The organism is Clostridium chauvoei (genome assembly GCF_002327185.1).
Classification (GTDB): Bacteria; Bacillota; Clostridia; order Clostridiales; family Clostridiaceae; genus Clostridium; species Clostridium chauvoei.
This window is the reverse complement of sequence record NZ_CP018624.1, coordinates 2,358,884-2,385,505: the sequence shown is the minus strand read 5'-3', so window position 1 is coordinate 2,385,505 and position 26,622 is coordinate 2,358,884. Positions and strand designations below refer to the sequence as shown.

Annotated in this window: 38 protein-coding genes and 1 pseudogene; all 39 read left to right on the top strand. The window is 34.2% G+C overall.

The genetic code is table 11. The features are described from left to right. Nucleotides 1–10: 10 nt before the first annotated feature. The 39 genes and pseudogenes from rpoC (at nucleotide 11) to BTM21_RS11035 (ending at nucleotide 26,617) form a co-directional block, all read left to right on the top strand. A pseudogene (gene rpoC, locus BTM21_RS11225) lies at nucleotides 11–3,543 on the top strand (DNA-directed RNA polymerase subunit beta'). Between the two features lie 304 nt (nucleotides 3,544–3,847). Further along, complete coding sequence (gene rpsL / locus BTM21_RS11220) at nucleotides 3,848–4,228, top strand: 30S ribosomal protein S12 (RefSeq protein ID WP_021876935.1); 381 nt, start codon at nucleotides 3,848–3,850, stop codon at nucleotides 4,226–4,228. A 145-nt stretch (nucleotides 4,229–4,373) separates the two neighbouring features. Continuing rightward, a complete protein-coding gene (gene rpsG, locus BTM21_RS11215; RefSeq protein WP_021876936.1) occupies nucleotides 4,374–4,844 on the top strand; it encodes a 30S ribosomal protein S7 in 471 nt (156 codons plus the stop codon). 75 nt (nucleotides 4,845–4,919) lie between these two features. Then, the gene (gene fusA, locus BTM21_RS11210; protein WP_021876937.1) at nucleotides 4,920–6,980 is read left to right on the top strand and encodes an elongation factor G; all 2,061 of its coding nucleotides are present in this window, start codon (nucleotides 4,920–4,922) and stop codon (nucleotides 6,978–6,980) included. 184 nt (nucleotides 6,981–7,164) lie between these two features. After that, entirely contained in the window at nucleotides 7,165–8,358 is a 1,194-nt protein-coding gene (tuf, locus tag BTM21_RS11205) for an elongation factor Tu (protein WP_079481046.1), read from the top strand. 535 nt (nucleotides 8,359–8,893) lie between these two features. Next, nucleotides 8,894–9,202 carry a 30S ribosomal protein S10 gene (gene rpsJ, locus BTM21_RS11200; RefSeq protein WP_021876938.1) on the top strand — a complete coding sequence of 103 codons (309 nt, stop codon included), beginning with the start codon at nucleotides 8,894–8,896 and terminating at the stop codon, nucleotides 9,200–9,202. Between the two features lie 77 nt (nucleotides 9,203–9,279). Then, the gene (gene rplC / locus BTM21_RS11195) at nucleotides 9,280–9,909 is read left to right on the top strand and encodes a 50S ribosomal protein L3 (RefSeq protein WP_021876939.1); all 630 of its coding nucleotides are present in this window, start codon (nucleotides 9,280–9,282) and stop codon (nucleotides 9,907–9,909) included. 23 nt (nucleotides 9,910–9,932) lie between these two features. Next, nucleotides 9,933–10,553 (top strand): 50S ribosomal protein L4, encoded by a 621-nt coding sequence (rplD, locus tag BTM21_RS11190; RefSeq protein ID WP_021876940.1) that lies wholly within the window; start codon nucleotides 9,933–9,935, stop codon nucleotides 10,551–10,553. Further along, nucleotides 10,553–10,849 carry a 50S ribosomal protein L23 gene (gene rplW, locus BTM21_RS11185; RefSeq protein ID WP_021876941.1) on the top strand — a complete coding sequence of 99 codons (297 nt, stop codon included), beginning with the start codon at nucleotides 10,553–10,555 and terminating at the stop codon, nucleotides 10,847–10,849. The genes rplD and rplW overlap by 1 nt, the downstream gene beginning before the upstream one ends. 63 nt (nucleotides 10,850–10,912) lie before the next feature. Continuing rightward, nucleotides 10,913–11,746, top strand: coding sequence for a 50S ribosomal protein L2 (gene rplB / locus BTM21_RS11180; RefSeq protein ID WP_021876942.1), 834 nt, complete (start codon nucleotides 10,913–10,915; stop codon nucleotides 11,744–11,746). 68 nt (nucleotides 11,747–11,814) lie between these two features. Beyond that, complete coding sequence (gene rpsS / locus BTM21_RS11175; protein ID WP_021876943.1) at nucleotides 11,815–12,099, top strand: 30S ribosomal protein S19; 285 nt, start codon at nucleotides 11,815–11,817, stop codon at nucleotides 12,097–12,099. A 21-nt stretch (nucleotides 12,100–12,120) separates the two neighbouring features. Beyond that, nucleotides 12,121–12,456 carry a 50S ribosomal protein L22 gene (gene rplV / locus BTM21_RS11170; protein WP_021876944.1) on the top strand — a complete coding sequence of 112 codons (336 nt, stop codon included), beginning with the start codon at nucleotides 12,121–12,123 and terminating at the stop codon, nucleotides 12,454–12,456. Nucleotides 12,457–12,475: 19 nt separating this feature from the next. Beyond that, nucleotides 12,476–13,144, top strand: coding sequence for a 30S ribosomal protein S3 (gene rpsC, locus BTM21_RS11165; RefSeq protein WP_021876945.1), 669 nt, complete (start codon nucleotides 12,476–12,478; stop codon nucleotides 13,142–13,144). Between the two features lie 17 nt (nucleotides 13,145–13,161). Next, nucleotides 13,162–13,596, top strand: a complete 435-nt coding sequence (gene rplP / locus BTM21_RS11160; protein WP_066678360.1) for a 50S ribosomal protein L16 — start codon at nucleotides 13,162–13,164, stop codon at nucleotides 13,594–13,596. After that, complete coding sequence (rpmC, locus tag BTM21_RS11155; RefSeq protein ID WP_021876947.1) at nucleotides 13,596–13,808, top strand: 50S ribosomal protein L29; 213 nt, start codon at nucleotides 13,596–13,598, stop codon at nucleotides 13,806–13,808. The genes rplP and rpmC overlap by 1 nt, the downstream gene beginning before the upstream one ends. A 22-nt stretch (nucleotides 13,809–13,830) precedes the next feature. Further along, a complete protein-coding gene (gene rpsQ, locus BTM21_RS11150) occupies nucleotides 13,831–14,085 on the top strand; it encodes a 30S ribosomal protein S17 (protein WP_021876948.1) in 255 nt (84 codons plus the stop codon). A 28-nt stretch (nucleotides 14,086–14,113) separates the two neighbouring features. Further along, nucleotides 14,114–14,482: a 50S ribosomal protein L14 gene (rplN, locus tag BTM21_RS11145; RefSeq protein WP_021876949.1), complete on the top strand. Its 369-nt coding sequence runs from the start codon at nucleotides 14,114–14,116 to the stop codon at nucleotides 14,480–14,482. A gap of 17 nt (nucleotides 14,483–14,499) precedes the next feature. Beyond that, the gene (rplX, locus tag BTM21_RS11140; protein ID WP_021876950.1) at nucleotides 14,500–14,814 is read left to right on the top strand and encodes a 50S ribosomal protein L24; all 315 of its coding nucleotides are present in this window, start codon (nucleotides 14,500–14,502) and stop codon (nucleotides 14,812–14,814) included. Between the two features lie 22 nt (nucleotides 14,815–14,836). Next, nucleotides 14,837–15,379 (top strand): 50S ribosomal protein L5, encoded by a 543-nt coding sequence (rplE, locus tag BTM21_RS11135; RefSeq protein WP_021876951.1) that lies wholly within the window; start codon nucleotides 14,837–14,839, stop codon nucleotides 15,377–15,379. 15 nt (nucleotides 15,380–15,394) lie between these two features. Then, nucleotides 15,395–15,580: a type Z 30S ribosomal protein S14 gene (locus BTM21_RS11130; RefSeq protein ID WP_021876952.1), complete on the top strand. Its 186-nt coding sequence runs from the start codon at nucleotides 15,395–15,397 to the stop codon at nucleotides 15,578–15,580. Nucleotides 15,581–15,611: 31 nt separating this feature from the next. Continuing rightward, nucleotides 15,612–16,010 carry a 30S ribosomal protein S8 gene (rpsH, locus tag BTM21_RS11125; RefSeq protein WP_079481049.1) on the top strand — a complete coding sequence of 133 codons (399 nt, stop codon included), beginning with the start codon at nucleotides 15,612–15,614 and terminating at the stop codon, nucleotides 16,008–16,010. Between the two features lie 67 nt (nucleotides 16,011–16,077). Beyond that, a complete protein-coding gene (gene rplF / locus BTM21_RS11120; protein ID WP_021876954.1) occupies nucleotides 16,078–16,620 on the top strand; it encodes a 50S ribosomal protein L6 in 543 nt (180 codons plus the stop codon). 20 nt (nucleotides 16,621–16,640) lie between these two features. Further along, the gene (gene rplR, locus BTM21_RS11115; RefSeq protein ID WP_021876955.1) at nucleotides 16,641–17,003 is read left to right on the top strand and encodes a 50S ribosomal protein L18; all 363 of its coding nucleotides are present in this window, start codon (nucleotides 16,641–16,643) and stop codon (nucleotides 17,001–17,003) included. A 20-nt stretch (nucleotides 17,004–17,023) separates the two neighbouring features. Further along, the gene (gene rpsE, locus BTM21_RS11110) at nucleotides 17,024–17,521 is read left to right on the top strand and encodes a 30S ribosomal protein S5 (protein ID WP_021876956.1); all 498 of its coding nucleotides are present in this window, start codon (nucleotides 17,024–17,026) and stop codon (nucleotides 17,519–17,521) included. A 12-nt stretch (nucleotides 17,522–17,533) separates the two neighbouring features. Next, entirely contained in the window at nucleotides 17,534–17,713 is a 180-nt protein-coding gene (rpmD, locus tag BTM21_RS11105) for a 50S ribosomal protein L30 (RefSeq protein WP_008681171.1), read from the top strand. 21 nt (nucleotides 17,714–17,734) lie between these two features. Next, a complete protein-coding gene (rplO, locus tag BTM21_RS11100) occupies nucleotides 17,735–18,175 on the top strand; it encodes a 50S ribosomal protein L15 (protein WP_021876957.1) in 441 nt (146 codons plus the stop codon). A gap of 1 nt (nucleotide 18,176) precedes the next feature. After that, nucleotides 18,177–19,451 carry a preprotein translocase subunit SecY gene (gene secY / locus BTM21_RS11095; RefSeq protein WP_079481050.1) on the top strand — a complete coding sequence of 425 codons (1,275 nt, stop codon included), beginning with the start codon at nucleotides 18,177–18,179 and terminating at the stop codon, nucleotides 19,449–19,451. A 22-nt stretch (nucleotides 19,452–19,473) separates the two neighbouring features. Further along, nucleotides 19,474–20,124 carry an adenylate kinase gene (locus BTM21_RS11090; protein WP_021876959.1) on the top strand — a complete coding sequence of 217 codons (651 nt, stop codon included), beginning with the start codon at nucleotides 19,474–19,476 and terminating at the stop codon, nucleotides 20,122–20,124. Beyond that, complete coding sequence (gene map, locus BTM21_RS11085; protein ID WP_079481051.1) at nucleotides 20,124–20,873, top strand: type I methionyl aminopeptidase; 750 nt, start codon at nucleotides 20,124–20,126, stop codon at nucleotides 20,871–20,873. The genes BTM21_RS11090 and map overlap by 1 nt, the downstream gene beginning before the upstream one ends. 51 nt (nucleotides 20,874–20,924) lie before the next feature. Next, nucleotides 20,925–21,236 carry a KOW domain-containing RNA-binding protein gene (locus tag BTM21_RS11080; protein WP_079481052.1) on the top strand — a complete coding sequence of 104 codons (312 nt, stop codon included), beginning with the start codon at nucleotides 20,925–20,927 and terminating at the stop codon, nucleotides 21,234–21,236. A 7-nt stretch (nucleotides 21,237–21,243) separates the two neighbouring features. Next, complete coding sequence (gene infA / locus BTM21_RS11075) at nucleotides 21,244–21,462, top strand: translation initiation factor IF-1 (RefSeq protein WP_008681165.1); 219 nt, start codon at nucleotides 21,244–21,246, stop codon at nucleotides 21,460–21,462. A 47-nt stretch (nucleotides 21,463–21,509) separates the two neighbouring features. After that, nucleotides 21,510–21,623: a 50S ribosomal protein L36 gene (rpmJ, locus tag BTM21_RS11070; protein WP_003448032.1), complete on the top strand. Its 114-nt coding sequence runs from the start codon at nucleotides 21,510–21,512 to the stop codon at nucleotides 21,621–21,623. 219 nt (nucleotides 21,624–21,842) lie between these two features. Continuing rightward, a complete protein-coding gene (gene rpsM / locus BTM21_RS11065) occupies nucleotides 21,843–22,208 on the top strand; it encodes a 30S ribosomal protein S13 (RefSeq protein ID WP_021876962.1) in 366 nt (121 codons plus the stop codon). 15 nt (nucleotides 22,209–22,223) lie between these two features. Further along, nucleotides 22,224–22,619: a 30S ribosomal protein S11 gene (rpsK, locus tag BTM21_RS11060; protein ID WP_021876963.1), complete on the top strand. Its 396-nt coding sequence runs from the start codon at nucleotides 22,224–22,226 to the stop codon at nucleotides 22,617–22,619. 23 nt (nucleotides 22,620–22,642) lie between these two features. Next, complete coding sequence (gene rpsD, locus BTM21_RS11055; RefSeq protein ID WP_021876964.1) at nucleotides 22,643–23,263, top strand: 30S ribosomal protein S4; 621 nt, start codon at nucleotides 22,643–22,645, stop codon at nucleotides 23,261–23,263. Nucleotides 23,264–23,366: 103 nt separating this feature from the next. Continuing rightward, nucleotides 23,367–24,314: a DNA-directed RNA polymerase subunit alpha gene (locus tag BTM21_RS11050; RefSeq protein ID WP_021876965.1), complete on the top strand. Its 948-nt coding sequence runs from the start codon at nucleotides 23,367–23,369 to the stop codon at nucleotides 24,312–24,314. Between the two features lie 14 nt (nucleotides 24,315–24,328). Beyond that, a complete protein-coding gene (gene rplQ, locus BTM21_RS11045; protein ID WP_021876966.1) occupies nucleotides 24,329–24,670 on the top strand; it encodes a 50S ribosomal protein L17 in 342 nt (113 codons plus the stop codon). Between the two features lie 256 nt (nucleotides 24,671–24,926). Next, nucleotides 24,927–25,772 carry an energy-coupling factor transporter ATPase gene (locus tag BTM21_RS11040; protein WP_021876967.1) on the top strand — a complete coding sequence of 282 codons (846 nt, stop codon included), beginning with the start codon at nucleotides 24,927–24,929 and terminating at the stop codon, nucleotides 25,770–25,772. Then, a complete protein-coding gene (locus tag BTM21_RS11035) occupies nucleotides 25,757–26,617 on the top strand; it encodes an energy-coupling factor transporter ATPase (protein WP_079481053.1) in 861 nt (286 codons plus the stop codon). Before BTM21_RS11040 ends, BTM21_RS11035 begins: the two co-directional genes overlap by 16 nt. The last annotated feature ends 5 nt before the right edge of the window (nucleotides 26,618–26,622 follow it).

The window sequence follows — 26,622 nt, the reverse complement described above, 5'->3', positions numbered from 1 at the left end:
GGATATACCCTTGTTTGAATTGAATAATTTTGACGCTATCCAAATAGGGCTTGCTTCACCTGGCCAAATTAGAGAATGGTCAAGAGGAGAAGTTAAGAAACCGGAAACTATAAATTATAGAACTTTAAAACCAGAAAGAGATGGTCTATTCTGCGAAAGAATATTTGGACCTATAAAAGACTGGGAATGTCATTGTGGAAAATATAAAAGAGTTAGATATAAGGGCATAGTTTGTGACAGATGTGGAGTTGAAGTTACAAAAGCCAAAGTAAGAAGAGAAAGAATGGGGCACATTGAATTAGCTGCCCCTGTATCTCACATTTGGTACTTCAAAGGTATTCCATCAAGAATGGGATTACTTATGGATATGTCACCAAGAGCTTTAGAAAAAGTATTATACTTTGCATCTTATATAGTAATTGACCCTAAAGAAACACCATTATTAAAGAAACAACTTTTAAATGAAAAAGAATATAGAGAAGCTGTAGATAAATATGGTGATGAAAGCTTTGTTGCTGGAATGGGAGCAGAAGCTATTCAAGAATTACTTGGAGAAATCGACTTAGAAGGTCAATCAAGAGATCTTAAAGAAGAATTAAAAACAAGTACAGGTCAAAAGAAAGTAAGAATTATAAGAAGACTAGAAGTTGTTGAGTCATTTAGAAAATCAGGGAATGATCCAAAATGGATGATTATAAATGTAATACCTGTAATTCCACCAGATTTAAGACCTATGGTTCAATTAGATGGGGGAAGATTTGCAACATCTGACTTAAATGACTTATATAGAAGAGTTATAAACAGAAATAATAGATTAAAGAAGCTTTTAGATTTAGGAGCTCCTGATATAATCGTTAGAAATGAAAAGAGAATGTTACAAGAAGCAGTAGATGCGCTTATTGATAACGGTAGAAGAGGAAGACCTGTAACAGGTCCTGGAAACAGACCTCTAAAATCTCTTTCAGATATGCTTAAAGGTAAGCAAGGAAGATTCAGACAAAACTTACTTGGTAAGAGAGTTGACTACTCAGGTAGATCAGTTATCGTTGTTGGTCCAGAGTTAAAAATGTACCAATGTGGTCTTCCAAAAGAAATGGCTTTAGAACTATTTAAGCCTTTTGTAATGAAAAAGTTAGTAGAAGATGGTGTAGCACATAATATTAAGAGTGCTAAGAGAATGGTTGAAAGAGTAAATAATCAAGTATGGGATATACTTGAAGAAGTTATTGCGGATCATCCAGTTTTATTAAACCGTGCACCTACTCTACACAGACTTGGTATTCAAGCTTTCCAACCAGTACTTGTTGAAGGTAGAGCAATCAAACTACATCCATTAGTATGTACAGCATATAATGCCGATTTCGATGGAGACCAAATGGCTGTTCACGTACCTTTATCAGTAGAAGCTCAAGCAGAAGCGAGATTCTTAATGCTTGCGGCAGGAAATATAATGAAACCTTCAGATGGTAAGCCAGTTTGTGTACCTACACAAGATATGGTTTTAGGTTCATATTATCTAACAATGGATAAGGATGCAGCTAAAGGAGAAGGTAAAATATTCTCATCAAAAGATGAAGCTATTATGGCCTATGAAGTAGGTGAAATAGCAATTCATGCGCAAATAGGCGTAAGAATGTTCAAAGAATTTGATGGAGAACTTAAATCTGGAATAATAAAAACTACAGTAGGTAAAGTTATCTTTAATGAATCTATTCCACAAGACTTAGGATTTGTAGATAGAACTAAAGATGATGAAAGTTTAACTTAGAAGTTGATTTCTTAATAACTAAGAAATCTTTAGGTACACTTATAGATAAATGTTATGCAGTTCATGGACCAACTAATACATCTATTATGCTAGACAAGATTAAAGCGTTAGGTTACCATTATTCATCAATTGGAGCGGTTACAGTAGCGGCTTCAGATATGATAGTACCAGATGCTAAGTATGATTTACTTAAAGAAGCTGATGAAACTGTTAGCAAAATTGAAAAGATGTATAAGAGAGGTTTCATATCTGAACATGAAAGATATGAAAGAGTTATAGAAAAATGGACTAAAACAACTGAAGAAGTTGCTGATGCCTTAATGAATAGTTTGGATAAGTTTAACCCAATATTTATGATGGCGGACTCAGGAGCCAGAGGTTCTAAGTCACAAATTAAGCAATTAGCAGGTATGAGAGGACTTATGGCAAGTCCTACAGGTAAGATTATCGAATTACCAATTAGAGCATCATTTAGAGAAGGTCTTGAAGTTTTAGAGTACTTCATATCTACTCATGGAGCTAGAAAAGGTAATGCCGATACTGCTCTTAAAACTGCCGATTCAGGATATCTAACAAGAAGACTTGTTGATGTATCACAAGATGTTATCGTAAGAGAAATTGATTGTGGTACAAAAGAAGGTATATATGTATCAGAAATCAAAGAAGGAAATGAAGCAATTGAAGGATTAGCAGAAAGACTTCATGGTAGATACACAGTTGAAGAGATACTTCATCCAGAAACAGGAGAAGTTATGGTTCCAGCTGATGAATATATAACTTTAGATATGGCAGAAAAGGTAGCTGCTACAGGAATTAAAAAAGTTAAAATTAGATCAGTATTTACATGTAACTGTAAGGTTGGAGTTTGTTCAAAATGTTACGGTATGAACATGGCTACTGCTCAAAAGATAAATATAGGTGAAGCTGTTGGTATAATAGCTGCACAATCTATCGGGGAACCAGGAACTCAGCTTACAATGAGAACATTCCATACAGGTGGAGTTGTTGGAGCCGATATCACTCAGGGTCTTCCTAGAGTTGAAGAATTATTTGAAGCTAGAAAACCTAAGGGGTTAGCTATAGTAAGTGAAATAACTGGTAATGTAAGAATAGAAGAAACTAAGAAGAAGAGAACTGTATTTGTAATGGGTGCAGATGGTGAAGAACGTAGTTACGAAATACCATTTGGATCTAGATTAAAAGTTGTTGATGGTGATGAAATAGAAGCTGGAGATGAAATCACAGAAGGTTCAGTAAACCCTCATGATATCATGGCTATAAAAGGTGTTGACGGAGCTAGAAGATACTTACTTTCAGAAGTACAAAAAGTTTATAGACTTCAAGGTGTTGATATTAATGATAAACATTTAGAAGTTGTTGTTAGACAAATGACTAGAAAGGTTAAAGTATCTGATTCAGGAGATACTGAATTATTACCAGGAACAATGATAGATATGTTCGACTTTAATGAGGAAAATGCAAGAGTAAGAGAATTTGGTGGAGAAGAAGCTAAGGGTGAAATGGCCTTACTAGGTATTACTAAAGCTGCTTTAGCAACAGATAGTTTCTTATCAGCTGCATCATTCCAAGAAACAACAAGAGTTCTTACTGAAGCTGCTATAAAGGGAAAAGTTGATCCATTAATAGGATTAAAGGAAAATGTAATTATTGGTAAACTTATTCCAGCAGGAACAGGTATGATGAAATATAGATCAGTAAAATTAGACGTTGAAGATGTTGAAGTAGAAGAAGAAGTATTAAATATAACAGAATAATACATTTTAATTTTATTGACATGTATATACTTAAATGATAAAATACGAATTGTGTGATTTTTGAACTATATTATCGAAATTATGTTTATATGATTAATAGAAGCAAAACATTTAAGTTTTGCTTCTATAATCTTAATATATTTAGATAAATAAAGTTTTAAAATATCAAACCACATTGTTACAGTTTAGTAAAATGTAAATTTTATCAAATGATTTAATTTAACATATTTATTTTATGTTAAATTTGTAAAAAAGCTTTTATCTTAAATATTAAATAGATAAATAATTTTCAGGAGGTGAAATAATGCCAACTATAAGTCAATTAGTTAGAAAAGGCAGAAAAACTATTGTCAACAAGTCAACAGCACCAGCACTTAATGAGTGTCCACAAAGAAGAGGGGTTTGTACTGTTGTTAAAACAACAACTCCTAAGAAGCCTAACTCAGCGTTAAGAAAAATCGCAAGAGTAAGACTTACAAATGGATTCGAAGTAACTGCATACATTGGTGGTGTAGGACACAACTTACAAGAACATAGTGTTGTTCTTATAAGAGGTGGTAGAGTTAAGGACCTTCCTGGTGTTAGATACCATATCGTAAGAGGAGCACTAGATTGTGCTGGAGTAGCTAACAGAATGCAAGGAAGATCAAAGTACGGTGCTAAGAAGCCGAAGGCAAAAAAGTAGTTTAAACTACACCAGTGCTTGTCTTCAGCATTTACATAGATTTATAAATTAAGTTTATATAGATGAAGAAGTGAAGCACTTTACGGTAATAAATATTACCGAGTACCAATGAACTTAAATTTATCATGTTAAGGAGGGAAGAAAAGTGCCAAGAAAAGGACATATCGCAAAGAGAGATGTATTACCAGATCCAATGTACAACTCAAAAGTTGTTACAAAGTTAGTAAATAACGTAATGATCGATGGTAAAAAAGGAGTAGCTCAAAAAATATGCTACGAAGCGTTTGAAATTATGGCGCAAAAAACAGGCAAAGAAGCTTTAGAAGTATTTGAAGAAGCTATGAACAATGTAATGCCTTTATTAGAAGTTAAAGCTAGAAGAATAGGTGGTGCTAACTACCAAGTTCCAATAGAAGTAAGACCAGAAAGAAGACAGACTTTAGGTTTAAGATGGATCTTAGATGCTTCAAGAAAAAGAGGCGAAAAGTTAATGGCTCAAAGATTAGCTGGAGAATTATTAGATGCAGCTAACAATACTGGAGCAGCTGTTAAGAAGAGAGAAGATACTCACAAAATGGCTGAAGCAAACAAGGCTTTTGCTCACTACAGATACTAGTACACAAACTGTTTTGGTTATTTCCAAAACAGTTTTGTCGAATTTAAAATTACTCATTGAGAGGAGGAAATACAAATGGCTAGAAAATATCCATTAGAAAAATTCCGTAATTTCGGAATAATGGCTCATATAGATGCCGGTAAAACTACGACAACTGAGCGTATATTATTCTACACAGGTAGAAGCCATAAAATAGGAGAAGTTCACGAAGGTGCAGCTACAATGGACTGGATGGTTCAAGAACAAGAAAGAGGTATAACAATTACTTCTGCTGCAACAACTTGTGAATGGAGAGGTCACGAACTAAACATTATCGATACTCCAGGACACGTAGATTTCACAGTTGAAGTTGAAAGATCTTTAAGAGTACTTGATGGTGCTGTAACAGTTCTAGATGCTAAGAGTGGTGTTGAACCTCAAACTGAAACAGTATGGAGACAGGCAGATAAGTATGGCGTTCCAAGAATGATATATGTTAATAAGATGGATGCTACAGGTGCTGATTTCTTCAGATGTATAAATACTGTAAGAGAAAGATTAAAAGCTAATGCAGTTCCAATACAAATTCCAATAGGATCAGAAGATCAATTTAAAGGAATGGTAGATTTAATATCTAATAAAGCTAACATCTTCTACGATGATTTAGGAAAAGATGTTAGAATAGAAGAGATTCCAGCTGATTTAGTTGATCAAGCAGAAGAATACAGAATGGCTATGATAGAAGCTATTGCTGAAACAGATGAAACTTTAATGGAAAAATATCTTGAAGGAGAAGAGTTAACTGAAGAAGAGTTAATGACTGCTTTAAGAAAAGCTACTATAGCTAACGAAATCGTACCTTGTATTTGTGGATCATCATACAAAAACAAAGGTGTTCAAGAAATGATCAATGGGGTTGTTGATTTCTTACCGTCACCATTAGATATACCTGCTGTTAAGGGTACTACTTTAGAAGGTGAAGAAGATACAAGAGAATCATCAGATGAAGCTCCAATGGCAGCGTTAGCATTTAAAATAGCGACAGATCCATTTGTTGGTAAGTTAGCATTCACAAGAGTTTACTCAGGTGTTATGCAAAGCGGATCATACGTATTAAACTCAACAAAGGGTAAGAAAGAAAGAATAGGAAGACTTGTTAAGATGCATGCTAATTCAAGAGAAGAAGTAGAAGCATTAGAAGCAGGTGAATTAGGAGCTATTATCGGATTAAAGAACACTACAACAGGAGATACTCTTTGTTTAGAAAGTGATCCAATAATACTAGAAGCAATGGAATTCCCAGAACCAGTTATATCTGTAGCTATCGAGCCAAAGACAAAAGCTGGTCAAGAAAAGATGGGATTAGCGTTAGCTAAACTTGCAGAAGAAGATCCTACATTCAAGACTTATACAGATCAAGAAACAGGTCAAACTATCATCGCTGGTATGGGTGAATTACACTTAGAAATTATCGTTGATAGATTAACTAGAGAATTTAAGGTTGAATGTAATGTTGGTGCTCCACAAGTTGCTTACAAAGAAACTATTAGAGCAGCTGTTAAAGCTGAAGCTAAGTATGCTAAGCAATCAGGTGGTAAAGGACAATACGGTCACTGTGTTATCGAAATGGAACCAACAGAAGGCGAATATGTTTTCGAAAATGCTATAGTTGGGGGAGCTATTCCAAGAGAATACATTCCTGCTATAGACAATGGAATAAAAGAAGCTGCTAAGAGCGGGGTTGTGGCAGGTTACGAAACTATTAACTTTAAGGTTAAATTAGTTCACGGATCATACCATGATGTCGATTCATCAGAAATGGCCTTCAAGATTGCTGGATCAATGGCATTCAAGAACGCTATGGCTAAAGCAGACCCAGTATTACTTGAACCAATGATGAAAGTTGAAGTTACAATTCCAGAAGAATATATGGGAGATGTAATGGGAGACATTAACTCAAGAAGAGGAAGAATCGAAGGTATGGAAGCTGTTAATGGTGCTCAAATAATTAGAGCATTCGTTCCGCTATCAGAAATGTTTGGATATGCAACTACATTAAGATCAAGAACTCAAGGTAGAGGTACTTACTCAATGGTATTTGATCACTTCGAAGAAGTTCCAAAAAGCATTCAAGAAAAGATTAAGGGTGAAAGATAATTCACTTTAAATATAAATAAAAATGTTGTTACTTATAATTAGTTATAGGTAACAACAAAATAACAATAATTTTGTTGTTATAAATAGAAGGAAAACTTCACATAACTATAGAAAATTAGAGCTGAATTAGATATAATATCTAGGAAGGTTCATATAATTAATTTCCATAGAGGAGGAATTTACAATGGCAAAGCAAAAATTCGAAAGAAGTAAACCACACGTAAACATCGGAACAATCGGTCACGTTGACCACGGTAAGACTACATTAACAGCTGCAATCACAACTGTTTTAGCAAATAGAGGGTTAGCAGAATCATTCAAATATGATGAAATTGATAAGGCTCCAGAAGAAAAAGAAAGAGGAATCACAATCAATACAGCACACGTTGAATACCAAACAGACAACAGACACTATGCACACGTTGACTGTCCAGGACATGCTGACTATGTTAAGAACATGATCACAGGAGCAGCACAAATGGATGGAGCAATCCTAGTTTGTTCAGCAGCAGATGGTCCAATGCCACAAACAAGAGAACATATACTACTAGCATCAAGAGTTGGTGTTGACTATATCGTAGTATTCTTAAACAAGGCAGATATGGTAGATGACGAAGAATTATTAGAATTAGTAGAAATGGAAGTTAGAGAATTATTATCAGAATACAACTTCCCAGGAGATGATATTCCAGTAATCAAGGGATCAGCTTTAGTAGCATTAGAAAACCCAACAGATGAAAAAGCAATCGCTCCAATCTTAGAATTAATGGAAGCAGTAGATAGCTATATTCCAACACCAGAAAGAGCAACAGATAAGCCATTCTTAATGCCAGTAGAAGATGTATTCACAATCACTGGTAGAGGAACAGTTGCAACAGGAAGAGTTGAAAGAGGAGTTCTTCACGTAGGAGACGAAGTAGAAATCGTTGGATTATCAGAAGAAAGCAGAAAAGTAGTAGTAACAGGAATAGAAATGTTCAGAAAGTTACTAGACGAAGCACAAGCTGGAGATAACGTAGGAGTTCTTTTAAGAGGTGTTCAAAGAACAGACATCGAAAGAGGTCAAGTATTAGCAAAGACTGGATCAGTTAAGCCACACAGCAAGTTCGTAGGTCAAGTATACGTACTTAAGAAAGAAGAAGGTGGAAGACATACTCCATTCTTCGATGGATACAGACCACAATTCTACTTCAGAACAACAGACGTTACTGGATCAATCAAATTACCAGACGGAATGGAAATGGTTATGCCAGGAGACCACATTGATATGAACGTTGAATTAATCACTCAAGTAGCAATGGATGAAGGATTAAGATTCGCTATCAGAGAAGGTGGAAGAACTGTAGGTTCAGGAGTTGTTACTAGCATAATCGAATAATTTCATTTAGCTAATGAACAAACTTTAAATTTAAAATAAATAGCGCTAAAATGTGATCACTATTTAGAAAGAGTAAGGGGACGCCTTTACTCTTTCTTTTTTTTATAAAAATAAGAGTAAATGATTAAAATTAGTAGAAATAGGAATAATATAAATATAAAATTATACAAACCAAATATTACAAGAAAAAATTGTTGATAAAAATATAAAACACTAATAAAATATAATTATTAAAGAAAATGTGGTTAAAAATTAATAAAAAAATTAATTTAAAAAAATGAAAAAAGGCTAAAAAAGTCTTGAAAATACTATGTAAAGATAGTATAATAAAGAAGTTGTATAGCGAACAGCGATGAATCAAGAGGTTGCCGGACTTCCGGGTTAATTCTTGATGAGTATGTTAGGATCTAGAATCCAACGACAGGGGTTTTATAACTTTTTTATGTGTTTTAATAGGAAACACCAGGAACAGTTTATAGAACAACCGCTGTTGTGCGTTAGAAGTAAAGCGTACATGAAAAGGAGGGAAACCAAGATGTCAAAACAAAAAATAAGAATCAGATTAAAGGCTTTTGATCACACAATATTAGATCAATCAGCTGAAAAGATCGTTGAAACAGCAAAATCAACAGGAGCTAAAGTTGCAGGTCCAGTACCACTACCAACTGAAAAAGATGTTGTTACTATATTAAGAGCTGTTCACAAATATAAGGATTCAAGAGAACAATTCGAAATCAGAACACACAAGAGATTAATCGACATAGTTAATCCATCACCTAAAACAGTTGATGCTTTAATGAGATTAAACTTACCAGCTGGTGTTGATATCGAAATTAAGCTATAATAGCTACTATTAAATAAACAGTTTGAACGATTATGATTGTTAGACAATCCGCTAATACGTTTAGGAGGTGTAAATACATGAAAAAGGCTATATTAGGAAAGAAAATAGGAATGACTCAAATATTTGATGAAAATGGTAAGGTTGTTCCAGTAACAGTAGTAGAAGCTGGCCCATGTGTTGTTGTTCAAAAGAAAACTATCGAAAAAGATGGTTATGAAGCAATACAAGTAGGTTTCGGAGATGTTAGAGAAAAGCTTGTTAACAAGCCAAAGAAAGGACATTTTGCAAAAGCAGGTGTATCTTTAAAGAGAAGATTAAAAGAATTTAGATTAGAAGATTGTTCAACTTATGAAGTTGGTCAAGAATTCAAAGCTGACATATTTGTAGCTGGAGAAAAGATCGACGTTTCAGGAATTTCAAAAGGTAAGGGATTCCAAGGCGTTATCAAGAGATGGAATGCAAATAGAGGACCTATGACTCATGGTTCTAAGTTCCACAGAGCTGTTGGTTCAATGGGAGCTTCATCAGATCCATCAAGAACTTTCAAGAACAAGAATATGCCAGGACATATGGGTGCTGTTAACACAACAGTATTAAACTTAGAAGTAGTTAAGGTTATAGCTGAAAAGAACTTAATACTAATCAAGGGTGGTATCCCAGGACCTAACAAAGGTACAGTAGTAATAAGAAACGCAGTTAAAGCTTAATTCTGTAGAAAGGAGGAAACAGGATGCCTACAGTAGGATTATTTAATCAAGAAGGAAAACAAGTTGGAGATATCCAATTAAATGATAATGTGTTCGGAGTTGAAGTTAATCAAGATGCAATGCACCAAATGGTTGTAGCTTTATTAGCTAACAAGAGACAAGGAACTCAATCAGCTAAGACTAGAGCTGAGGTTAGAGGAGGCGGAATCAAGCCTTGGAGACAAAAAGGAACTGGTAGAGCAAGACAAGGTTCTATTAGAGCACCTCAATGGATCAAAGGTGGTATAGTATTCGCACCAAAGCCAAGAGATTACAGAATGTCAGTACCAAAGAGCATGAGAAGAGTAGCTATGAAGTCTGCTTTAACAAGCAAGGTACAAGGTGGAGAAATGATAGTTTTAGAAAACTTAACTTTTGAAGCTCCAAAGACTAAGAACATGGTTGAAGTTTTAAAAGCTTTCGAAGCTAAGAAAACTTTAATAGTAACTGCAGAATCAAACGAAGCAGTTTATAAATCAGCAAGAAACATTACAGGCGTTGAAGTAATGCCAGTTAACAACATTAATGTTTATGATTTATTAAAGTTCGAAAAGTTAATCATAACTAAGGATGCTGTATCAAAGATCGAGGAGGTGTACGCATAATGAAAATGACAAGCCATGATATAATAAGAAAGCCTGTTATAACTGAAAAGAGTATGGCTGCTATGGCAGAGAAAAAGTACACTTTCATAGTTCATATAAACGCAAACAAAGTTCAAATAAAGAAAGCGGTTGAAGAAGTTTTCGGTGTTAAAGTTGAAAATGTTCAAACAATAAGAACTATGGGAAAAACTAAGAGAATGGGCGTACATGTAGGAAAAAGAGCTGACTTTAAGAAAGCTATAATCACATTAGCTGAAGATAGCAAAAATATTGAATTCTTTGAAGGAATGCAATAATTTAAAGTAGAGCGAGTTATTGGTACATAGTACCAGATAAGCTTAAAGAAGGAGGGAATTTACATGGCAGTTAAAAAGTTTAGACCAACTACCCCATCAAGAAGATGTATGACTATGGCTACTTTTGAAGAAGTAACTACTAGCTCACCAGAAAAATCACTTCTTGTATCTTTAAAGAAAACTGGTGGTAGAAATGCTCAAGGTAAAATAACTGTTAGACACCACGGTGGTGGAGCTAAGAGAAAATATAGAATAATAGATTTCAAGAGAAATAAGGATGGTGTTCCAGCAAAAGTTGCTACTATAGAATACGATCCAAACAGAACAGCATACATTGCATTAGTTGTATATGCTGATGGTGAAAAGAGATATATAATCGCTCCAGTTGGATTAAAAGTTGGAGATGTTGTTGTTTCAGGACCAGAAGCAGATATAAAAGCAGGTAATGCTCTACCATTAAGAAACATACCAGTTGGTACTTTCGTTCATAACGTTGAGTTACAAGCAGGTAAGGGAGCTCAAATGGTAAGATCAGCAGGAACTACTGCTCAATTAATGGCTAAAGAAGGAAATTATGCAACATTAAGATTACCTTCAGGCGAAATGAGATATGTAAGAATTGAATGTAGAGCTACAATCGGAACAGTTTCAAATACTACTAACGATATAATTAACATCGGTAAAGCTGGTAGAAAGAGACATATGGGATGGAGACCTACAGTTAGAGGTTCAGTAATGAATCCTTGCGATCACCCTCACGGTGGTGGTGAAGGTAGATCACCAATCGGTAGACCAAGTCCAGTTACTCCATGGGGTAAACCAGCACTTGGATACAAGACTAGAAAGAATAAGAAGTATTCAGATAGATTCATAATAAAGAGAAGAAACGATAAGTAGTATGAAGAGAATCTAAAATTCTCTTCATGACTTGTCAACCTAGAGATTATGAAGGGAGGCAAATTATAGTGAGTAGATCAACAAAGAAAGGACCTTTCGTACACGAAGGACTTTTAAAGAAAATCGAAGAAATGAATGCTAGTGGAGAAAAGAAGGTTGTTAAGACTTGGTCAAGAAGTTCAACTATCTTTCCACAAATGATTGGTCATACAATCGCTGTTCACGATGGAAGAAAGCATGTACCTGTTTTCATAACTGAAGATATGGTAGGACAAAAACTTGGTGAGTTCGCTTTAACAAGAACTTATAGAGGACACGATTATGACGAAAAAGCGTCAAGAAAAAGAAAGTAATCCCGGAAAGGAGGAACATAAATGGAAGCTAGAGCTATAGCTAAATATGTGAGAATGTCTCCAATGAAAGTAGGAGTAGTTCTTGATTTAATAAGAGGAAAGAATATACAAGAGGCTTTCGCTATATTACAATACACTCCAAAAGAAGCAGCTGTTGTTATAAACAAAGTTTTAAAATCAGCTGTTGCAAATGCAGAAAATAATCATGAAATGGATATGGAAAGATTATACGTTGCTGATGCATTCGTAGGTCAAGGTCCAACATTAAAGAGATTTAGACCTCACGCTCAAGGTAGAGCATTTAGAATCAATAAGAAAACAAGTCATATAACACTTGTAGTTAAAGAAAGAGCTTAGAAAAAAGGAGGGAAAACAAGTGGGTCAAAAAGTACATCCTCACGGACTTAGAGTAGGTGTTATCAAAGATTGGGATGCTAAATGGTATGCTTCAAAGAAGAACTTTGCAGACAATCTAATAGAAGATAACAAAATCAGAGAATTCGTAAAGAAAGAGCTTTACTCAGCTGGTATTTCAAAGATTGAAATAGAAAGAGCTGCTAAAAGAGTAAAGTTAAATATACACACTGCTAAACCTGGTGTTATCATCGGAAAAGGTGGATCAGGAATAGAAGCATTAAAAGTTAAATTAGCTAAAATGGTTAGTAAAAAGAATTTATTAATCAACATAGTTGAAGTTAAGAATGCAGATGCAGATGCTCAATTAATGGCAGAAAATATTGCTGCACAATTAGAAAAGAGAGTATCTTTCAGAAGAGCTATGAAGCAAAGCATCCAAAGAGGTATGAGACTTGGAGCTAAGGGTGTTAAAACTGCTTGCTCAGGTAGATTAGGTGGAGCTGAAATAGCTAGAACTGAACAATATCACGAAGGAACAATTCCACTACAAACTTTAAGAGCAGATATCGATTATGGATTTGCTGAAGCTGATACAACTTACGGAAAGATCGGCGTAAAAGTTTGGGTTTATAATGGAGAAGTTCTTCCAACTAAAAAAGTTGAAAAGAAGGAAGAAGTTAACGCGTAAGAAAGGAGGAATTAATCATGTTAATGCCTAAAAGAGTTAAGCATCGTAAGGTACAACGTGGTAGAATGAAAGGAAAAGCTACAAGAGGTAATTTCCTTGCATACGGAGATTATGGTATTCAAGCTACTACTTGTGGATGGATTACTAGTAATCAAATAGAATCTGCCAGAATTGCTATAAACAGATATATCAGAAGAGGAGGAAAACTTTGGATAAAGATTTTCCCAGATAAGCCAGTAACTGAAAAGCCAGCTGAAACAAGAATGGGTTCAGGTAAAGGTTCACCAGAATACTGGGTAGCAGTAGTTAAACCTGGTAGAGTGTTATTCGAGTTATCAGGAGTTAATGAAGAAGTTGCAAGAGAAGCTATGAGACTTGCATCACACAAGCTTCCTGTAAAGTGTAAGTTCGTTACAAGAAGAGATTTTGAGGAAATGGGTGGTGAAGAATAATGAAGGCTAGAGAATTAAAAGAATTAAGAGCAAATAATCCTCAAGATTTAAAGGTTAAGCTAAATGACCTTAAAGCTGAATTATTCAACTTAAGATTCCAATTAGCTACAGGACAATTAGAAAATCCTATGAGAATAAGAGAAGTAAAGAAATCTATAGCCCAAATCAAAACCATCTTAAGAGAAGAAGAGATCAGGGCATACGAGCAGTAAATCTGAAAGGAGGTAACTCTTAATGGAAAGAGGATTAAGAAAGAAAAAAATAGGTAGAGTTGTTTCAGATAAAATGGAAAAAACTATTGTTGTTGCTGTTGAAACTAAAGTTAGACACCCATTATATGGTAAGACTGTAAACAGAACAACAAAGTTTAAAGCTCATGATGAAAACAATGAAGCTAAAATTAATGATAGAGTTTTAATTATGGAGACTAGACCATTATCTAAAGATAAGAGATGGAGACTTGTTGAAATAGTTGAAAAAGCTAAATAGGCTTTAAGACTGAAAGGAGGGTAATTCAATGATACAACAACAAACCTTACTAAAGGTAGCAGATAACTCAGGTGCTAAGGAAATTATGTGTATCAGAGTTTTAGGCGGATCAAAAAGAAAGTTCGGTAACATTGGAGATATAATAGTTGCTAGCGTTAAAAGTGCAACACCAGGCGGAGTTGTTAAAAAAGGCGACGTTGTAAAAGCTGTTATAGTTAGATCAGTTAGAGGATTAAGAAGAGCTGACGGTTCATACATTAAGTTTGATGAAAACGCAGCTGTTATTATAAAAGATGATAAGCAACCAAGAGGAACTCGTATCTTCGGACCAGTTGCTAGGGAGCTAAGAGATAAAGAATTTAACAAGATATTATCATTAGCACCTGAAGTTCTATAATAGAGGAGGTGGCTCATTTGAAGGTACATGTTAGAAAGAATGACACAGTTGTAGTTATTTCAGGTAAAGATAAAGGAAAAACAGGTGAAGTTTTAAAAGTAAGTCCAAAGACAGGTAAAGTTATTGTTCAAGGAGTTAACATAGTTAAAAAGCACCAAAAGCCAAACAGAGCTAATGCTCAAGGTGGTATAATTGAAAAAGAAGGAGCTATATATAGCTCAAAAGTTATGTTATACTGCACTAAATGTAAAAACGCTACAAGAATTAGTAATAAAATCTTAGAAGATGGTACTAAAGTTAGAGTTTGTAAGAAGTGTGGAGAAACATTCTAGAATCTGAAAGGAGGTACTAATTATGATAACAAGACTTCAAGAGAAGTACGAAAAAGAAGTAGTGCAAGCTATGATAGAAAAGTTCGGATATAAAAACATTATGGAAGTTCCAAAGCTTGAAAAAATTGTCATCAATATGGGAGTGGGAGAAGCTAAGGACAACCAAAAAATATTAGAAGCTGCAGTTAATGATTTAACTATAATTGCAGGTCAAAAGCCAATCTTAACAAGAGCAAAGAAATCAGTTGCTAACTTTAAGATTAGAGAAAATATGGCTTTAGGATGTAAGGTTACATTAAGAAAGGCAAATATGTATGAATTTGCTGATAAATTAATGTCAATTGCTCTTCCAAGAGTTAGAGACTTTAGAGGAGTTTCAGCAAAAGCTTTTGATGGTAGAGGTAACTACTCATTAGGAGTTAAAGAGCAATTAATATTCCCAGAAATTGAATACGATAAAATCGATAAGGTTAGAGGAATGGATATTATCTTCGTTACATCAGCAAATACAGACGAAGAAGCAAGAGAATTATTAAGATTCCTTGGTATGCCATTCGCTCAATAATAAGGAGGGAAAACCGTGGCACGTAAAGCTATTATTGAAAAGTGGAAAAGAGAACCAAAATACTCAACAAGAGCTTATACAAGATGTAGAATATGTGGAAGACCACATTCAGTACTAAAGAAATTTGGTATTTGCCGTATATGCTTTAGAGAACTTGCTTATAAGGGTCAAATCCCTGGTTGTAAGAAAGCAAGTTGGTAAAAAACCTATATAGTGAAAGGAGGCACATTAAATGGTTATGACAGATCCTATCGCAGATTTGCTAACACGTATAAGAAACGCAAATTCTGTAAAACATGAAGTCGTAGAAGTTCCTTCATCAAACATGAAGAAGGCTGTTACAGATATATTATTACAAGAGGGATATATAAAAGAAATAGAGGAATACAATGATGGTGTAGTTCCAATGTTAAGAATATCTCTTAAGTATGGTGCAAATAAAGAAAGAGTTATAACTGGTATAAAGAGAATATCAAAACCAGGTTTAAGAGTTTACTGTAAGAAAGATGAAACTCCAAAGGTTCTTAATGGATTAGGAATCGCTATAATATCAACTTCTAAAGGATTATTAGTTGATAGAGAAGCTAGAAAAGCTGGCTTAGGCGGAGAAGTAGTTTGCTACGTTTGGTAGTTCTTAATTAGAAAATAACTAAGATTAACATATATACACACGAACAAGTAAAACAGGAGGTGCGATTATGTCAAGAGTAGGTAGATTACCTATAGCTATACCTGCAGGCGTAACTGTAACTGTTTCAGCAGAAAATGTTGTTACAGTTAAAGGTCCAAAGGGCGAACTTGTTAAGGCTATGAACAAAGACATGAATATAGCAGTTGAAGACAACCAAGTTGTTGTTACTAGACCTAGCGATCAAAAAGAGCACAGAGCTCTTCATGGATTAACTAGAGCATTAATAAACAACATGATAATTGGAGTTGAAAAAGGATTTGAAAAATCTTTAGAATTAATAGGTGTTGGTTATAGAGCTCAATTACAAGGTAAGAAGCTTGTAATGAACTTAGGATATTCACATCCAGTTGAAATAGAACCAATCGAAGGTGTTACTTTCGAAACTCCAGCTGCAACAAAAGTTGTAGTTAAGGGTATCGATAAGGAAAAGGTTGGGGCTGCTGCGGCTGATATAAGATCATGGAGAAAGCCTGAACCATATAAGGGTAAGGGAATCAAGTATGATAACGAAGTTATCAGACGTAAAGAAGGTAAAACTGGTAAGAAATAATAGAAAGGAGTGAGCCTTTTATGTTTAAGAAGGTAGACAGAAAAGCTAGTAGAGAAAGACGTCACCTTAGAGTACGTAAGAAAATTTCTGGTACTCCTGAGAGACCAAGACTTTCAGTATATAGAAGTGAAAAAAATATATATGCTCAAATAATAGATGATGTTAACGCAGTAACTTTAGTTTCAGCTTCAAGCTTAGACAAAGATTTTACTGTAAAAGCAGGCGGAAATAAGGAAGCAGCTAAGCTTGTAGGAGAATTAGTTGCTAAAAAAGCTTTAGAAAAAGGAATCTCAGAAGTAGTATTCGACAGAGGTGGATACGTATATCACGGAAGAGTTCAAACATTAGCTGAAGCAGCAAGAGAAGCTGGCTTAAAATTCTAAGTAAACAAGGAGGGAAACACATGAGAGTCGATCCTAGCGCACTAGACCTTAAAGAAAAGGTTGTTTATATAAACAGAGTAACTAAGGTTGTTAAGGGTGGTAGAAACTTCAGATTCAGCGCTTTAGTAGTTGTAGGTGACGAAAACGGACACGTAGGCGTTGGAATGGGTAAATCAATAGAAATACCTGAAGCAATCAAAAAAGGAATTGAAGACGCTAAGAAACACTTAGTAAGTGTTGCAATAGTTGGAACTACAGTTCCTCACGAAATATATGGTAAATTTGGAACTGGTAAAGTTCTTATAATGCCAGCTAAAGAAGGTACAGGAGTTATTGCCGGAGGTCCAGCAAGAATTGTATTAGAATTAGCAGGATTAAAGGATGTTAGAGCTAAGTCATTAGGTTCAAACAATCCGAAAAATATGGTAAATGCAACAATCAATGGTTTAGAAAACTTAAGAACAGCTGAAGATATAGCTAAATTAAGAGGAAAAACTGTTGAAGAGATTTTAGGTTAGGAGGGAATAGCAATGGCAAAGATTAAAGTTACTTTAGTAAAGAGCTTAATTGGAAGAAAGAAAGACCATATTGCTACTGCACATGCCCTTGGACTAAAAAAGATCGGTAAGACAGTAGAGCATGAGGAAACTCCTCAAATCAGAGGAATGATCAACAAAGTTGACTATCTACTAAAAGTAGAAGAAGTTTAATACAGAGGAGGTGCATTGATAATGAAACTTCATGAATTAAAACCAGCAGCAGGAAGTAAGAAAGCTCCTAAAAGAGTTGGTAGAGGTACTGGTTCAGGTTTAGGTAGAAACGCCGGAAAAGGTGAAAAAGGCCAAAACGCTAGATCAGGTGGTGGAGTAAGACCAGGATTTGAAGGAGGTCAAATGCCACTATACAGAAGACTTCCTAAGAGAGGATTCACAAATATATTTGCTAAGAAGTATGTTAGCATTAACGTTGATAGATTAAACATTTTTGAAAACGGAACAGAAGTTACTCCAGAAGTTTTACTTGACAGAAGAGTTGTAAGTAAATTAATGGACGGAGTTAAGATTTTAGGAAACGGTACAATAGAAAAGAGCCTAACTGTTAAAGGATGTAAATTCTCCAAGTCAGCGGCTGAAAAGATAGAAGCAGCTGGAGGAAAAGTTGAGGTGATTTAGTATGCTATCAACCCTACGTAATGCCTGGAAGGTTCCCGAGCTAAAGAAAAAATTTATATGGACAATATTTTTAGTTGCAATTTTCAGGATTGGAATACATATTCCTATTCCTGGGATTAGCACATCACATTTACAAGAATTAACTGGAAATGGTACTTTACTTGGTTTTTATGACTTGTTGTCAGGTGGAGCTTTAAGTAAATTTAGTATATTTGCATTAAGTGTAACACCATATATTAATGCATCGATTATTATTCAATTGCTTACAATAGCATTACCATCTTTAGAACAACTTTCTAAAGAAGGTGAAGAAGGTAGGAAAAAAATCCAAAAGATTACAAGAATACTTTCAATAGCGATAGCAGTAATATTAGCCTTTGGTGCATATCAAATGATAGCATCAACTGGAGCAACAGCAGGTATAACAACACCAGAAATGATAGTCGTTTTAGTAGCATTAGTTACTGGATCAACTTTCTGTATGTGGTTAGGTGACCAAATAACAGTTAAAGGATTTGGAAATGGTATTTCTATATTAATTTTTGTTAATATAGTATCTCAATTACCTATGACTTTAATGTCATTATTTACATTAAAGGATACTGGTAAAATTACTATAGTAGAGATTACACTATTTTTAGTTTTTGCATTAGCAATGCTTGGAGCAACAATATTCTTCTCATTAGCAGAAAGAAGAGTACCTGTACAATATGCAGGAAAAGCTGTTGGAAGCAAAGTTATGAGAGGTCAATCTACTCATATTCCACTAAGCATAATTGGATCTGCGGTAATAGCAATAATATTCGCAATGTCAGTTATGATGTTTCCAAGAACAATTGCAATGTTCTTCCAAGGTCATGATTGGGCAACTTGGGTAGTATCAAGCAAATATAGTATATTCAATGAAAAAACTTGGATGTATCCAGTATGTTATTCAGTATTAACTATATTCTTTACTTGGTTCTATACTCAAATTACATTTAAGCCTGATGAAATGGCGGAAAATCTGCATAAATCAGCAGGTTTTGTACCAGGAATTAGACCGGGGGAAGCTACAGAAAAGTATTTTGAAAATGTACTTACTAAAGTATCTTTAGTAGGTGGTATATTTGCAGCGTTACTTGCAGTATTACCAATTATAATTTCAAGTACTTCTCTAGAAGGAGTTCAATTTGGTGGTACATCATTATTGATTATCGTAGGGGTTGCTTTAGATTTCTCAAGACAACTTGACTCACAATTAGTAATGAGACACTATCAAGGATTCTTAAAATAGATTTATATTGGAGATGATGCCGGTGAAGATAGTATTATTAGGTCCTCCTGGAGCAGGAAAGGGAACACAGGCAAAATCAATTAGTAATAGATACTCTATACCACATATTTCTACTGGTGATATCTTCAGAAAGAATATTTCTGAAAATACTCCTTTAGGAATAGAAGCTAAAAAACACATCGATAAAGGTCAATTAGTACCAGATGAAGTTACTATTAATATGGTAAAAGATAGACTACAAGATGAAGATTGTAAGGGCGGATATCTTTTGGATGGTTTTCCAAGGACAGTTGCACAAGCAGAAGCCCTTCAACAATTCTTGAATGAAAGAAATGAAGATATTGATACTGCATTATTAATTGAAGTACCAATGGAGTTTATTTTAGAAAGAATGACAGGCAGAAGAGTTTGTCCATCATGTGGAGCTAGTTATCATATAAAATTCAATCCACCAACTATTGCAGGTAAATGTGATGTTTGTGGTAGTGATGTAATCCAAAGAAAAGATGATTCAGAAGAAACTGTATCAGAAAGATTAGATGTGTATGAGAGACAAACGCAACCACTGATTGATTTTTATAAAGAAAGAAACTTACTTTCAATTGTAGATGGTACAAAAGCTATTAATGAAGTATTCGAGGGTATCTGTGATATCCTAGGAAGTGGCAAATAATGATAATCGTTAAAAACCACAAAGAAATCGACCTGATGAGAGCAGCAGGTAGAATAGTAGCTGAAACCTTACTATTAATTGAAGAAAAAGTAAGACCAGGAATAACTACTGCTGAATTAGACAAGATAGCAGAAGAATTTATAACTAAGCATGGAGCAAGGCCTTCATTTAAAGGTCTATATGGTTTTCCTGCTTCACTATGTATATCTGTTAACGAGCAAGTAGTTCATGGGATCCCAGGAGGGTATGTATTAAAAGATGGAGATATTATTAGTGTAGATTGTGGAGCAGAGCTCAATGGTTTTCATGGAGATGCTGCCAGAACATTTGCAGTTGGAAATATCTCAGAGGAAGCGAAGAAGTTAATAAAAGTAACTGAAGAGTCTTTCTTTAAGGGAATTGAATATGCAAAAGTTAACAACAGACTAACTGATATATCACATGAAATACAAAACTACGTTGAAGCAAATGGCTTTCATGTAGTAAGAGATTTCGTAGGACACGGTATAGGTAGAGTTGTACACGAAGATCCTGAGGTGCCTAACTTTGGTAGACCAGGGAGAGGTCCAAAATTAGTAGCTGGTATGACACTAGCTATTGAACCTATGGTTAATGTGGGAACTTATAGAGTTAAAACATTAAATGATGATTGGACTGTAGTAACTAGTGATAAAAGTCTATCTGCCCACTACGAAAATACTGTTGTAATTTTACCAGATGGACCCGAAATATTAACACTAGTTAAATAAGTGTTGCTTAGTTATAAATTCGCATGATACCAAAAGGTGGCTTGTAGATTTATGACTAAGGTAATCATCGAGGTGAAAAATTTGCAAAACAATGACTTAATTGGGAAAGTAATTCTTTCACAAGCAGGAAGAGATAAAAATCATTTATATGTGATTATTAAACAAATAAGTGAGGCTTATGTGCTTCTGAGTAATGGAAGTACTAAAACAGTTCAGATGCCTAAGAAAAAGAAGCTAAAACACATAACTGTTTTAGATGATGTGAATGATGAGATTAAAGCATCAATAATATCAAAAGATAGAGGTACTGATTTAAAAATCAAGAGATTTCTAAAGCTTAAAGGCATTGTTAAGGAGGGTTGATTACCTTATGTCAAAAGATGACGTTATAGAAATGCAAGGTACGGTATTAGAATCTTTACCAAATGCAATGTTCCAAGTTGAACTAGAAAGCGGACATAAGATTCTAGCACATATATCAGGTAAATTAAGAATGAACTTCATAAGAATTTTACCAGGAGATAAAGTTACTATCGAACTTTCTCCATATGATTTAACAAGAGGTAGAATTACATGGAGAGCTAAATAAAGATAGTATAAAATTACTATCATGAAGTATTACAAGGAGGGTTAGCGATGAAAGTAAGACCATCAGTTAAGCCTATTTGCGAAAAGTGCAAGATTATAAGAAGAAAAGGAAGAGTAATGGTAATCTGTGAAAATCCTAAGCACAAGCAAAAGCAAGGCTAATATAATTAGGTATTAGGCAAAAAAAGTATTATTTTACTATATAAAATTTATTGACTTTTATGTAAAAGTCAAATATGATTATATAGGCATTTTAAATTTAAGCAAATAAATTTTAGGTACGGCTGACGGTAGGGTAAAACCTCTATCGACCTAGAGTTTTATTATATAAACATATAAATAACTTATATGCATTTCAAGTACCAGGAGGTGTAAGTTTTAATGGCAAGAATATCAGGCGTAGACCTACCAAGAGAAAAAAGAGTTGAAATAGGTCTAACATATATATACGGAATAGGACTTTCTACTTCACATAAGATACTAGCTTCTACTGGAGTTAATCCAGACACTAGAGTTAAGGATCTTACAGAAGAAGAAGTAACAGCAATCAGAGAATACGTAAAAACTTTAACTATAGAAGGTGACTTAAGAAGAGAAGTTGCTTTAAATATTAAAAGATTAGTAGAAATTGGATGCTACAGAGGTATCAGACATAGAAAAGGTCTTCCAGTTAGAGGTCAAAAGACTAAAACTAACGCAAGAACAAGAAAAGGTCCAAAGAAGACTATCGCAAATAAGAAGAAGTAGTGAGGAGGGAATTCGATGGCAGCTCAAAAAGTCAAAAAGACTAGAAGAAGAAAAGAAAGAAAGAATGTTGAGCATGGTGCTGCACACATCAAGTCAACTTTCAATAACTCAATAGTTACTTTAACTGATGCGGCAGGAAATGCTTTATCATGGTCAAGTGCAGGAGCTCTAGGTTTTAGAGGATCAAGAAAGAGCACTCCATTTGCAGCGCAAATGGCAGCTGAAACAGCAGCTAAAGCAGCTATGGAACACGGATTAAAAAGTATAGAAGTATATGTAAAGGGACCAGGTGCTGGTAGAGAAGCAGCTATAAGATCCCTACAAGCAGCAGGATTAGAAGTAACACTTATAAAAGATGTTACTCCAATTCCACACAACGGATGTAGACCACCAAAGAGAAGAAGAGTCTAGTATTCATATAGGAGGTGTAATTAATGGCAAGATATACTGGAGCTACATGTAGATTATGTAGAAGAGAAGGTATGAAGTTATTCCTTAAAGGGGATAGATGTTATACAGATAAATGTGCTTTTGTTAGAAGAAGCTATGCACCAGGACAACATGGAGCAGCTAAGAAGAAATTATCTAACTATGGAGTACAATTAAGAGAAAAGCAAAAAGCTAGAAGAATATACGGAGTTCTTGAAGGACAATTCAGAACTTATTATGAAAAAGCTGATCACATGAGAGGTATCACAGGTGAAAACCTACTTATGTTATTAGAAATGAGATTAGACAATGTTGTTTATAGACTAGGATATGGTGCTTCAAGAAACGAAGCTAGACAACTAGTTAATCACGGTCATTTCTTAGTAAATGGCAAGAAGGTAGATATTCCTTCATTCAAGGTTTCTGTTAACGATGAAATCACAGTTTGTGAGAAGAGCAGAGGAACTGAAAAGTTCAAGACTTTTGTTGAAAATCCAAAGACATTACCTAAGTGGTTAGAAGCTAACGTTGAAAACTACCAAGGTAAAGTAGTTGCTGAACCAACAAGAGAAGATATAGATGTTCCAGTTAACGAAACTCTTATTGTTGAGTTATACAGCAAGTAATAGGTTATTATTTGCACTGTTAAGAAATATTCTTAATGGCAAATATGAAATCAGTTGCCCTCAGAATAAGGTTGCCATTTAAAATTATAAGGAGGGTTTGTACATGTTAGAAATAGAAAAGCCAATAATAGAATGTATAGAAGCAAATGAAGACGGTACTTACGGTAAGTATGTAGTTGAACCACTAGAAAGAGGATATGGTATTACTCTTGGTAATGCATTAAGAAGAATATTATTATCATCACTTCCTGGTGTTGCTCCTACATCAGTTAAAATCGATGGAGTACTTCATGAATTTTCAACTGTGCAAGGTGTTAAAGAAGATGTTACAGAAATAATCTTAAACATTAAATCATTAGCACTAACAATGAATGGTGAAGGTCCTAAGACTATCTACATAGATGCACAAGGACCTGGAGTAGTTACAGGTGCAGATATAAAAACTGATGGAGACGTTGAAGTTGTAAGTAAAGACCTACATATTGCAACATTAGACGATAATGGAAAATTATATATGGAATTAACAGTTAACAGAGGTAGAGGATATGTTACTCAAAATAAAAATAAGAGTGATGAACTTCCAATATCAGCAATTGCTGTTGATTCAATATATACACCAGTTAAAAGAGTTAACTTTACAGTAGAAAACACAAGAGTAGGTCAAATTACTGATTATGACAAGTTAACTTTAGAAATCTGGACTAATGGAACTATAAAGATTGATGAAGCAATAAGCTTATCAGCGAAAATCCTTATAGAACACTTTAAATTATTTATGTCTTTAGGCGATAGCACTAATGACGTAGAAATTATGATAGAAAAAGAAGAAGACAAGAAAGAAAAAGTACTAGAAATGACTGTAGAAGAGTTGGATTTATCAGTTAGATCATATAACTGTTTAAAGAGAGCTGGAATTAATACAGTTCAAGAACTTGCTGGAAAATCAATGGATGACATGATGAAAGTAAGAAATCTAGGAAAGAAGTCTTTAGAGGAAGTCGAAAGAAAGCTTAAGGAATTAGGCTTAGGATTAAGACTAAACGATGAGTAAGGAGGTAAATCCACATGGCAGGTTATCGTAAGCTAGGTCTTGCTACAGACCAAAGAAGAGCTATGCTAAGAAGTCTAGTTACAAGCTTCTTAAAGCATGGTAAAATTGAAACAACTGAAACAAGAGCAAAGGAAACTAGAAAAATAGCTGAAAAGATGATTACTTTAGCAAAAAGAGGTGATCTTCACGCTAGAAGACAAGTTTTAGCATATGTTCTTGAAGAAGAAGTAGTTCAAAATCTATTTGATAATGTAGCTCCAAAGTACGCAGAAAGAAACGGTGGATACACTAGAATGTACAAAAAGGGTCCTAGAAGAGGGGACGGAGCACAAGTTGTTATACTTGAATTAGTATAATTTTTTAGGGGATTAAGTTTATACTTAGTCCCCATTTTCACATATATAAACTTAAATTTAAATGTTTTAAAATTTAAGTTTATATATGTGAAAATAATATTAAGGACATTGTATTTTAAGAAAAATAGAATATAATAAACTTAAGAAAAAAAGTGTATATACATTACTTTAGATAAATCTGAAGTTTAGTTACAATAATGGTTTAATAAAATATAAAATAAAAGGTTAGAGGATTATTGCAGAAGGGGGTTTAGACATGAATAAGGCAATGATAAAATGTGACAATGTGTCTTTTAAATACACAGTACATGAAGGTGGAGAAGAAAGATATGCTGTTAATGGTGTAAACTTTGATGTTAAAAAGGGTGAATTCTTAGTAGTTTTAGGACATAATGGTTCTGGAAAATCTACTATAGCTAAACATATGAATGCTCTTTTGATTCCTACAAGTGGAACTGTAATTGTTGATGGATTAGATACATCAGAGGTTAATAATTTATGGGAGATTAGAGCTAAAGCAGGGATGGTTTTTCAAAATCCAGACAACCAATTAGTAGCAACTATAGTAGAAGAAGATGTTGCTTTTGGTCCAGAGAATTTAGGAATTGATCCTATTGAAATAAGAAAAAGAGTAGATGCTAGCTTAGCGAAAGTAGGAATGCTTGAATATAAACGTCATGCTCCTCATCTTTTATCTGGTGGTCAAAAACAAAGGATAGCTATAGCTGGTATCTTAGCTATGCAACCAGAATGTATAATTTTTGATGAGCCAACAGCTATGTTAGACCCTTCAGGGAGAAAAGAAGTTATAAAAAACATAAAAGAAATAAATGAAAAGTATGGTATTACAATAGTTTTAATTACTCATTACATGGATGAAGCAGCACAAGCTGATAGAGTAATAGTAATGGATAGTGGAAAAATAATTTTAGAAGGATTACCAAGAGAGGTATTTTCAAAAGTAGAAACTATGAAGAAAATAGGACTAGATGTACCACAGGTAACAGAATTATGTTATGAATTAAAAAATAGTGGGATAGATTTAGATACAAATATTTTAAATGTAGATGAGATGGTGAATGCGTTATGTCAATTAAGATAGAGAAATTAACACATGTATATATGCCTAAATCCCCATTTGAAAAAGTGGCATTAAATGATGTAAATATAGAGATAAATGAAGGGGAATTTATTGCATTAATAGGTCATACAGGTTCAGGAAAATCAACTTTAATACAACATATGAATGGGTTACTTAAGCCTAGTTTTGGAAAAATAATTGTAGATGGGATGGATATAACATCAGCAAAGGTTAATATATCTGATGTAAGAAAGAAAGTTGGGTTAGTATTTCAATATCCAGAATATCAATTATTTGAGGAAACAATAAGTAAAGATATTGAATTTGGTCCTAGAAATCTTAAGCTAGATGAAGAGGAAATAAATAAAAGAGTAAAAAAATCTATGGAGATGGTTGGATTAGATTATGAAATATATAAAGATAAATCTCCATTTGATTTAAGTGGTGGACAAAAAAGAAGAGTAGCCATTGCAGGAGTTATAGCAATGGAACCAAAAGTCTTAATCTTAGATGAACCAACAGCAGGGTTAGATCCAAAAGGAAGAGATGATATACTAGGCCAAATAAAGCTATTACATGATAAATATAAAATGACAATAGTTTTAGTAAGTCATAGTATGGAGGATGTAGGAAAGCTTGCGGAAAGAATAATTGTTATGAATAAAGGTAAAGTTGCATTACAAGGAAAGCCTTCAGAAGTGTTTAAAGAAATAGATACTTTAGAAAGTATAGGCCTTGCAGTGCCACAGGTAACTTATTTAATGAGAGAATTACGAAGGAAGGGCTTCAAGGTTTCAGATGAAATATTCACTATAAGCCAAGCTAAAGAAGAACTTCTTAAAGTATTAAAATCTAATAGAGAGTAGAAAGG

Excerpts from the sequence above, each read along its gene's own strand:
- rplW (WP_021876941.1), top strand. The coding sequence starts at position 10,553 with ATGAAAATGACAAGCCATGATATAATAAGAAAGCCTGTTATAACTGAA.
- rpsL (WP_021876935.1), top strand. The coding sequence starts at position 3,848 with ATGCCAACTATAAGTCAATTAGTTAGAAAAGGCAGAAAAACTATTGTC.
- rplN (WP_021876949.1), top strand. The coding sequence starts at position 14,114 with ATGATACAACAACAAACCTTACTAAAGGTAGCAGATAACTCAGGTGCT.
- tuf (WP_079481046.1), top strand. The coding sequence starts at position 7,165 with ATGGCAAAGCAAAAATTCGAAAGAAGTAAACCACACGTAAACATCGGA.
- rplV (WP_021876944.1), top strand. The coding sequence starts at position 12,121 with ATGGAAGCTAGAGCTATAGCTAAATATGTGAGAATGTCTCCAATGAAA.
- infA (WP_008681165.1), top strand. The coding sequence starts at position 21,244 with ATGTCAAAAGATGACGTTATAGAAATGCAAGGTACGGTATTAGAATCT.
- BTM21_RS11035 (WP_079481053.1), top strand. The coding sequence starts at position 25,757 with ATGTCAATTAAGATAGAGAAATTAACACATGTATATATGCCTAAATCC.
- rplE (WP_021876951.1), top strand. The coding sequence starts at position 14,837 with ATGATAACAAGACTTCAAGAGAAGTACGAAAAAGAAGTAGTGCAAGCT.
- rpsK (WP_021876963.1), top strand. The coding sequence starts at position 22,224 with ATGGCAGCTCAAAAAGTCAAAAAGACTAGAAGAAGAAAAGAAAGAAAG.
- rpsJ (WP_021876938.1), top strand. The coding sequence starts at position 8,894 with ATGTCAAAACAAAAAATAAGAATCAGATTAAAGGCTTTTGATCACACA.
- rpsD (WP_021876964.1), top strand. The coding sequence starts at position 22,643 with ATGGCAAGATATACTGGAGCTACATGTAGATTATGTAGAAGAGAAGGT.
- rplR (WP_021876955.1), top strand. The coding sequence starts at position 16,641 with ATGTTTAAGAAGGTAGACAGAAAAGCTAGTAGAGAAAGACGTCACCTT.
- rplO (WP_021876957.1), top strand. The coding sequence starts at position 17,735 with ATGAAACTTCATGAATTAAAACCAGCAGCAGGAAGTAAGAAAGCTCCT.
- BTM21_RS11050 (WP_021876965.1), top strand. The coding sequence starts at position 23,367 with ATGTTAGAAATAGAAAAGCCAATAATAGAATGTATAGAAGCAAATGAA.
- map (WP_079481051.1), top strand. The coding sequence starts at position 20,124 with ATGATAATCGTTAAAAACCACAAAGAAATCGACCTGATGAGAGCAGCA.
- fusA (WP_021876937.1), top strand. The coding sequence starts at position 4,920 with ATGGCTAGAAAATATCCATTAGAAAAATTCCGTAATTTCGGAATAATG.
- rpmD (WP_008681171.1), top strand. The coding sequence starts at position 17,534 with ATGGCAAAGATTAAAGTTACTTTAGTAAAGAGCTTAATTGGAAGAAAG.
- rpmJ (WP_003448032.1), top strand. The coding sequence starts at position 21,510 with ATGAAAGTAAGACCATCAGTTAAGCCTATTTGCGAAAAGTGCAAGATT.
- rpsH (WP_079481049.1), top strand. The coding sequence starts at position 15,612 with ATGGTTATGACAGATCCTATCGCAGATTTGCTAACACGTATAAGAAAC.
- rpsE (WP_021876956.1), top strand. The coding sequence starts at position 17,024 with ATGAGAGTCGATCCTAGCGCACTAGACCTTAAAGAAAAGGTTGTTTAT.
- rpsM (WP_021876962.1), top strand. The coding sequence starts at position 21,843 with ATGGCAAGAATATCAGGCGTAGACCTACCAAGAGAAAAAAGAGTTGAA.
- rplP (WP_066678360.1), top strand. The coding sequence starts at position 13,162 with ATGTTAATGCCTAAAAGAGTTAAGCATCGTAAGGTACAACGTGGTAGA.
- rplF (WP_021876954.1), top strand. The coding sequence starts at position 16,078 with ATGTCAAGAGTAGGTAGATTACCTATAGCTATACCTGCAGGCGTAACT.
- secY (WP_079481050.1), top strand. The coding sequence starts at position 18,177 with ATGCTATCAACCCTACGTAATGCCTGGAAGGTTCCCGAGCTAAAGAAA.
- BTM21_RS11080 (WP_079481052.1), top strand. The coding sequence starts at position 20,925 with ATGACTAAGGTAATCATCGAGGTGAAAAATTTGCAAAACAATGACTTA.
- BTM21_RS11040 (WP_021876967.1), top strand. The coding sequence starts at position 24,927 with ATGAATAAGGCAATGATAAAATGTGACAATGTGTCTTTTAAATACACA.
- rplC (WP_021876939.1), top strand. The coding sequence starts at position 9,280 with ATGAAAAAGGCTATATTAGGAAAGAAAATAGGAATGACTCAAATATTT.
- rplQ (WP_021876966.1), top strand. The coding sequence starts at position 24,329 with ATGGCAGGTTATCGTAAGCTAGGTCTTGCTACAGACCAAAGAAGAGCT.
- rpsQ (WP_021876948.1), top strand. The coding sequence starts at position 13,831 with ATGGAAAGAGGATTAAGAAAGAAAAAAATAGGTAGAGTTGTTTCAGAT.
- rplB (WP_021876942.1), top strand. The coding sequence starts at position 10,913 with ATGGCAGTTAAAAAGTTTAGACCAACTACCCCATCAAGAAGATGTATG.
- rpmC (WP_021876947.1), top strand. The coding sequence starts at position 13,596 with ATGAAGGCTAGAGAATTAAAAGAATTAAGAGCAAATAATCCTCAAGAT.
- rplD (WP_021876940.1), top strand. The coding sequence starts at position 9,933 with ATGCCTACAGTAGGATTATTTAATCAAGAAGGAAAACAAGTTGGAGAT.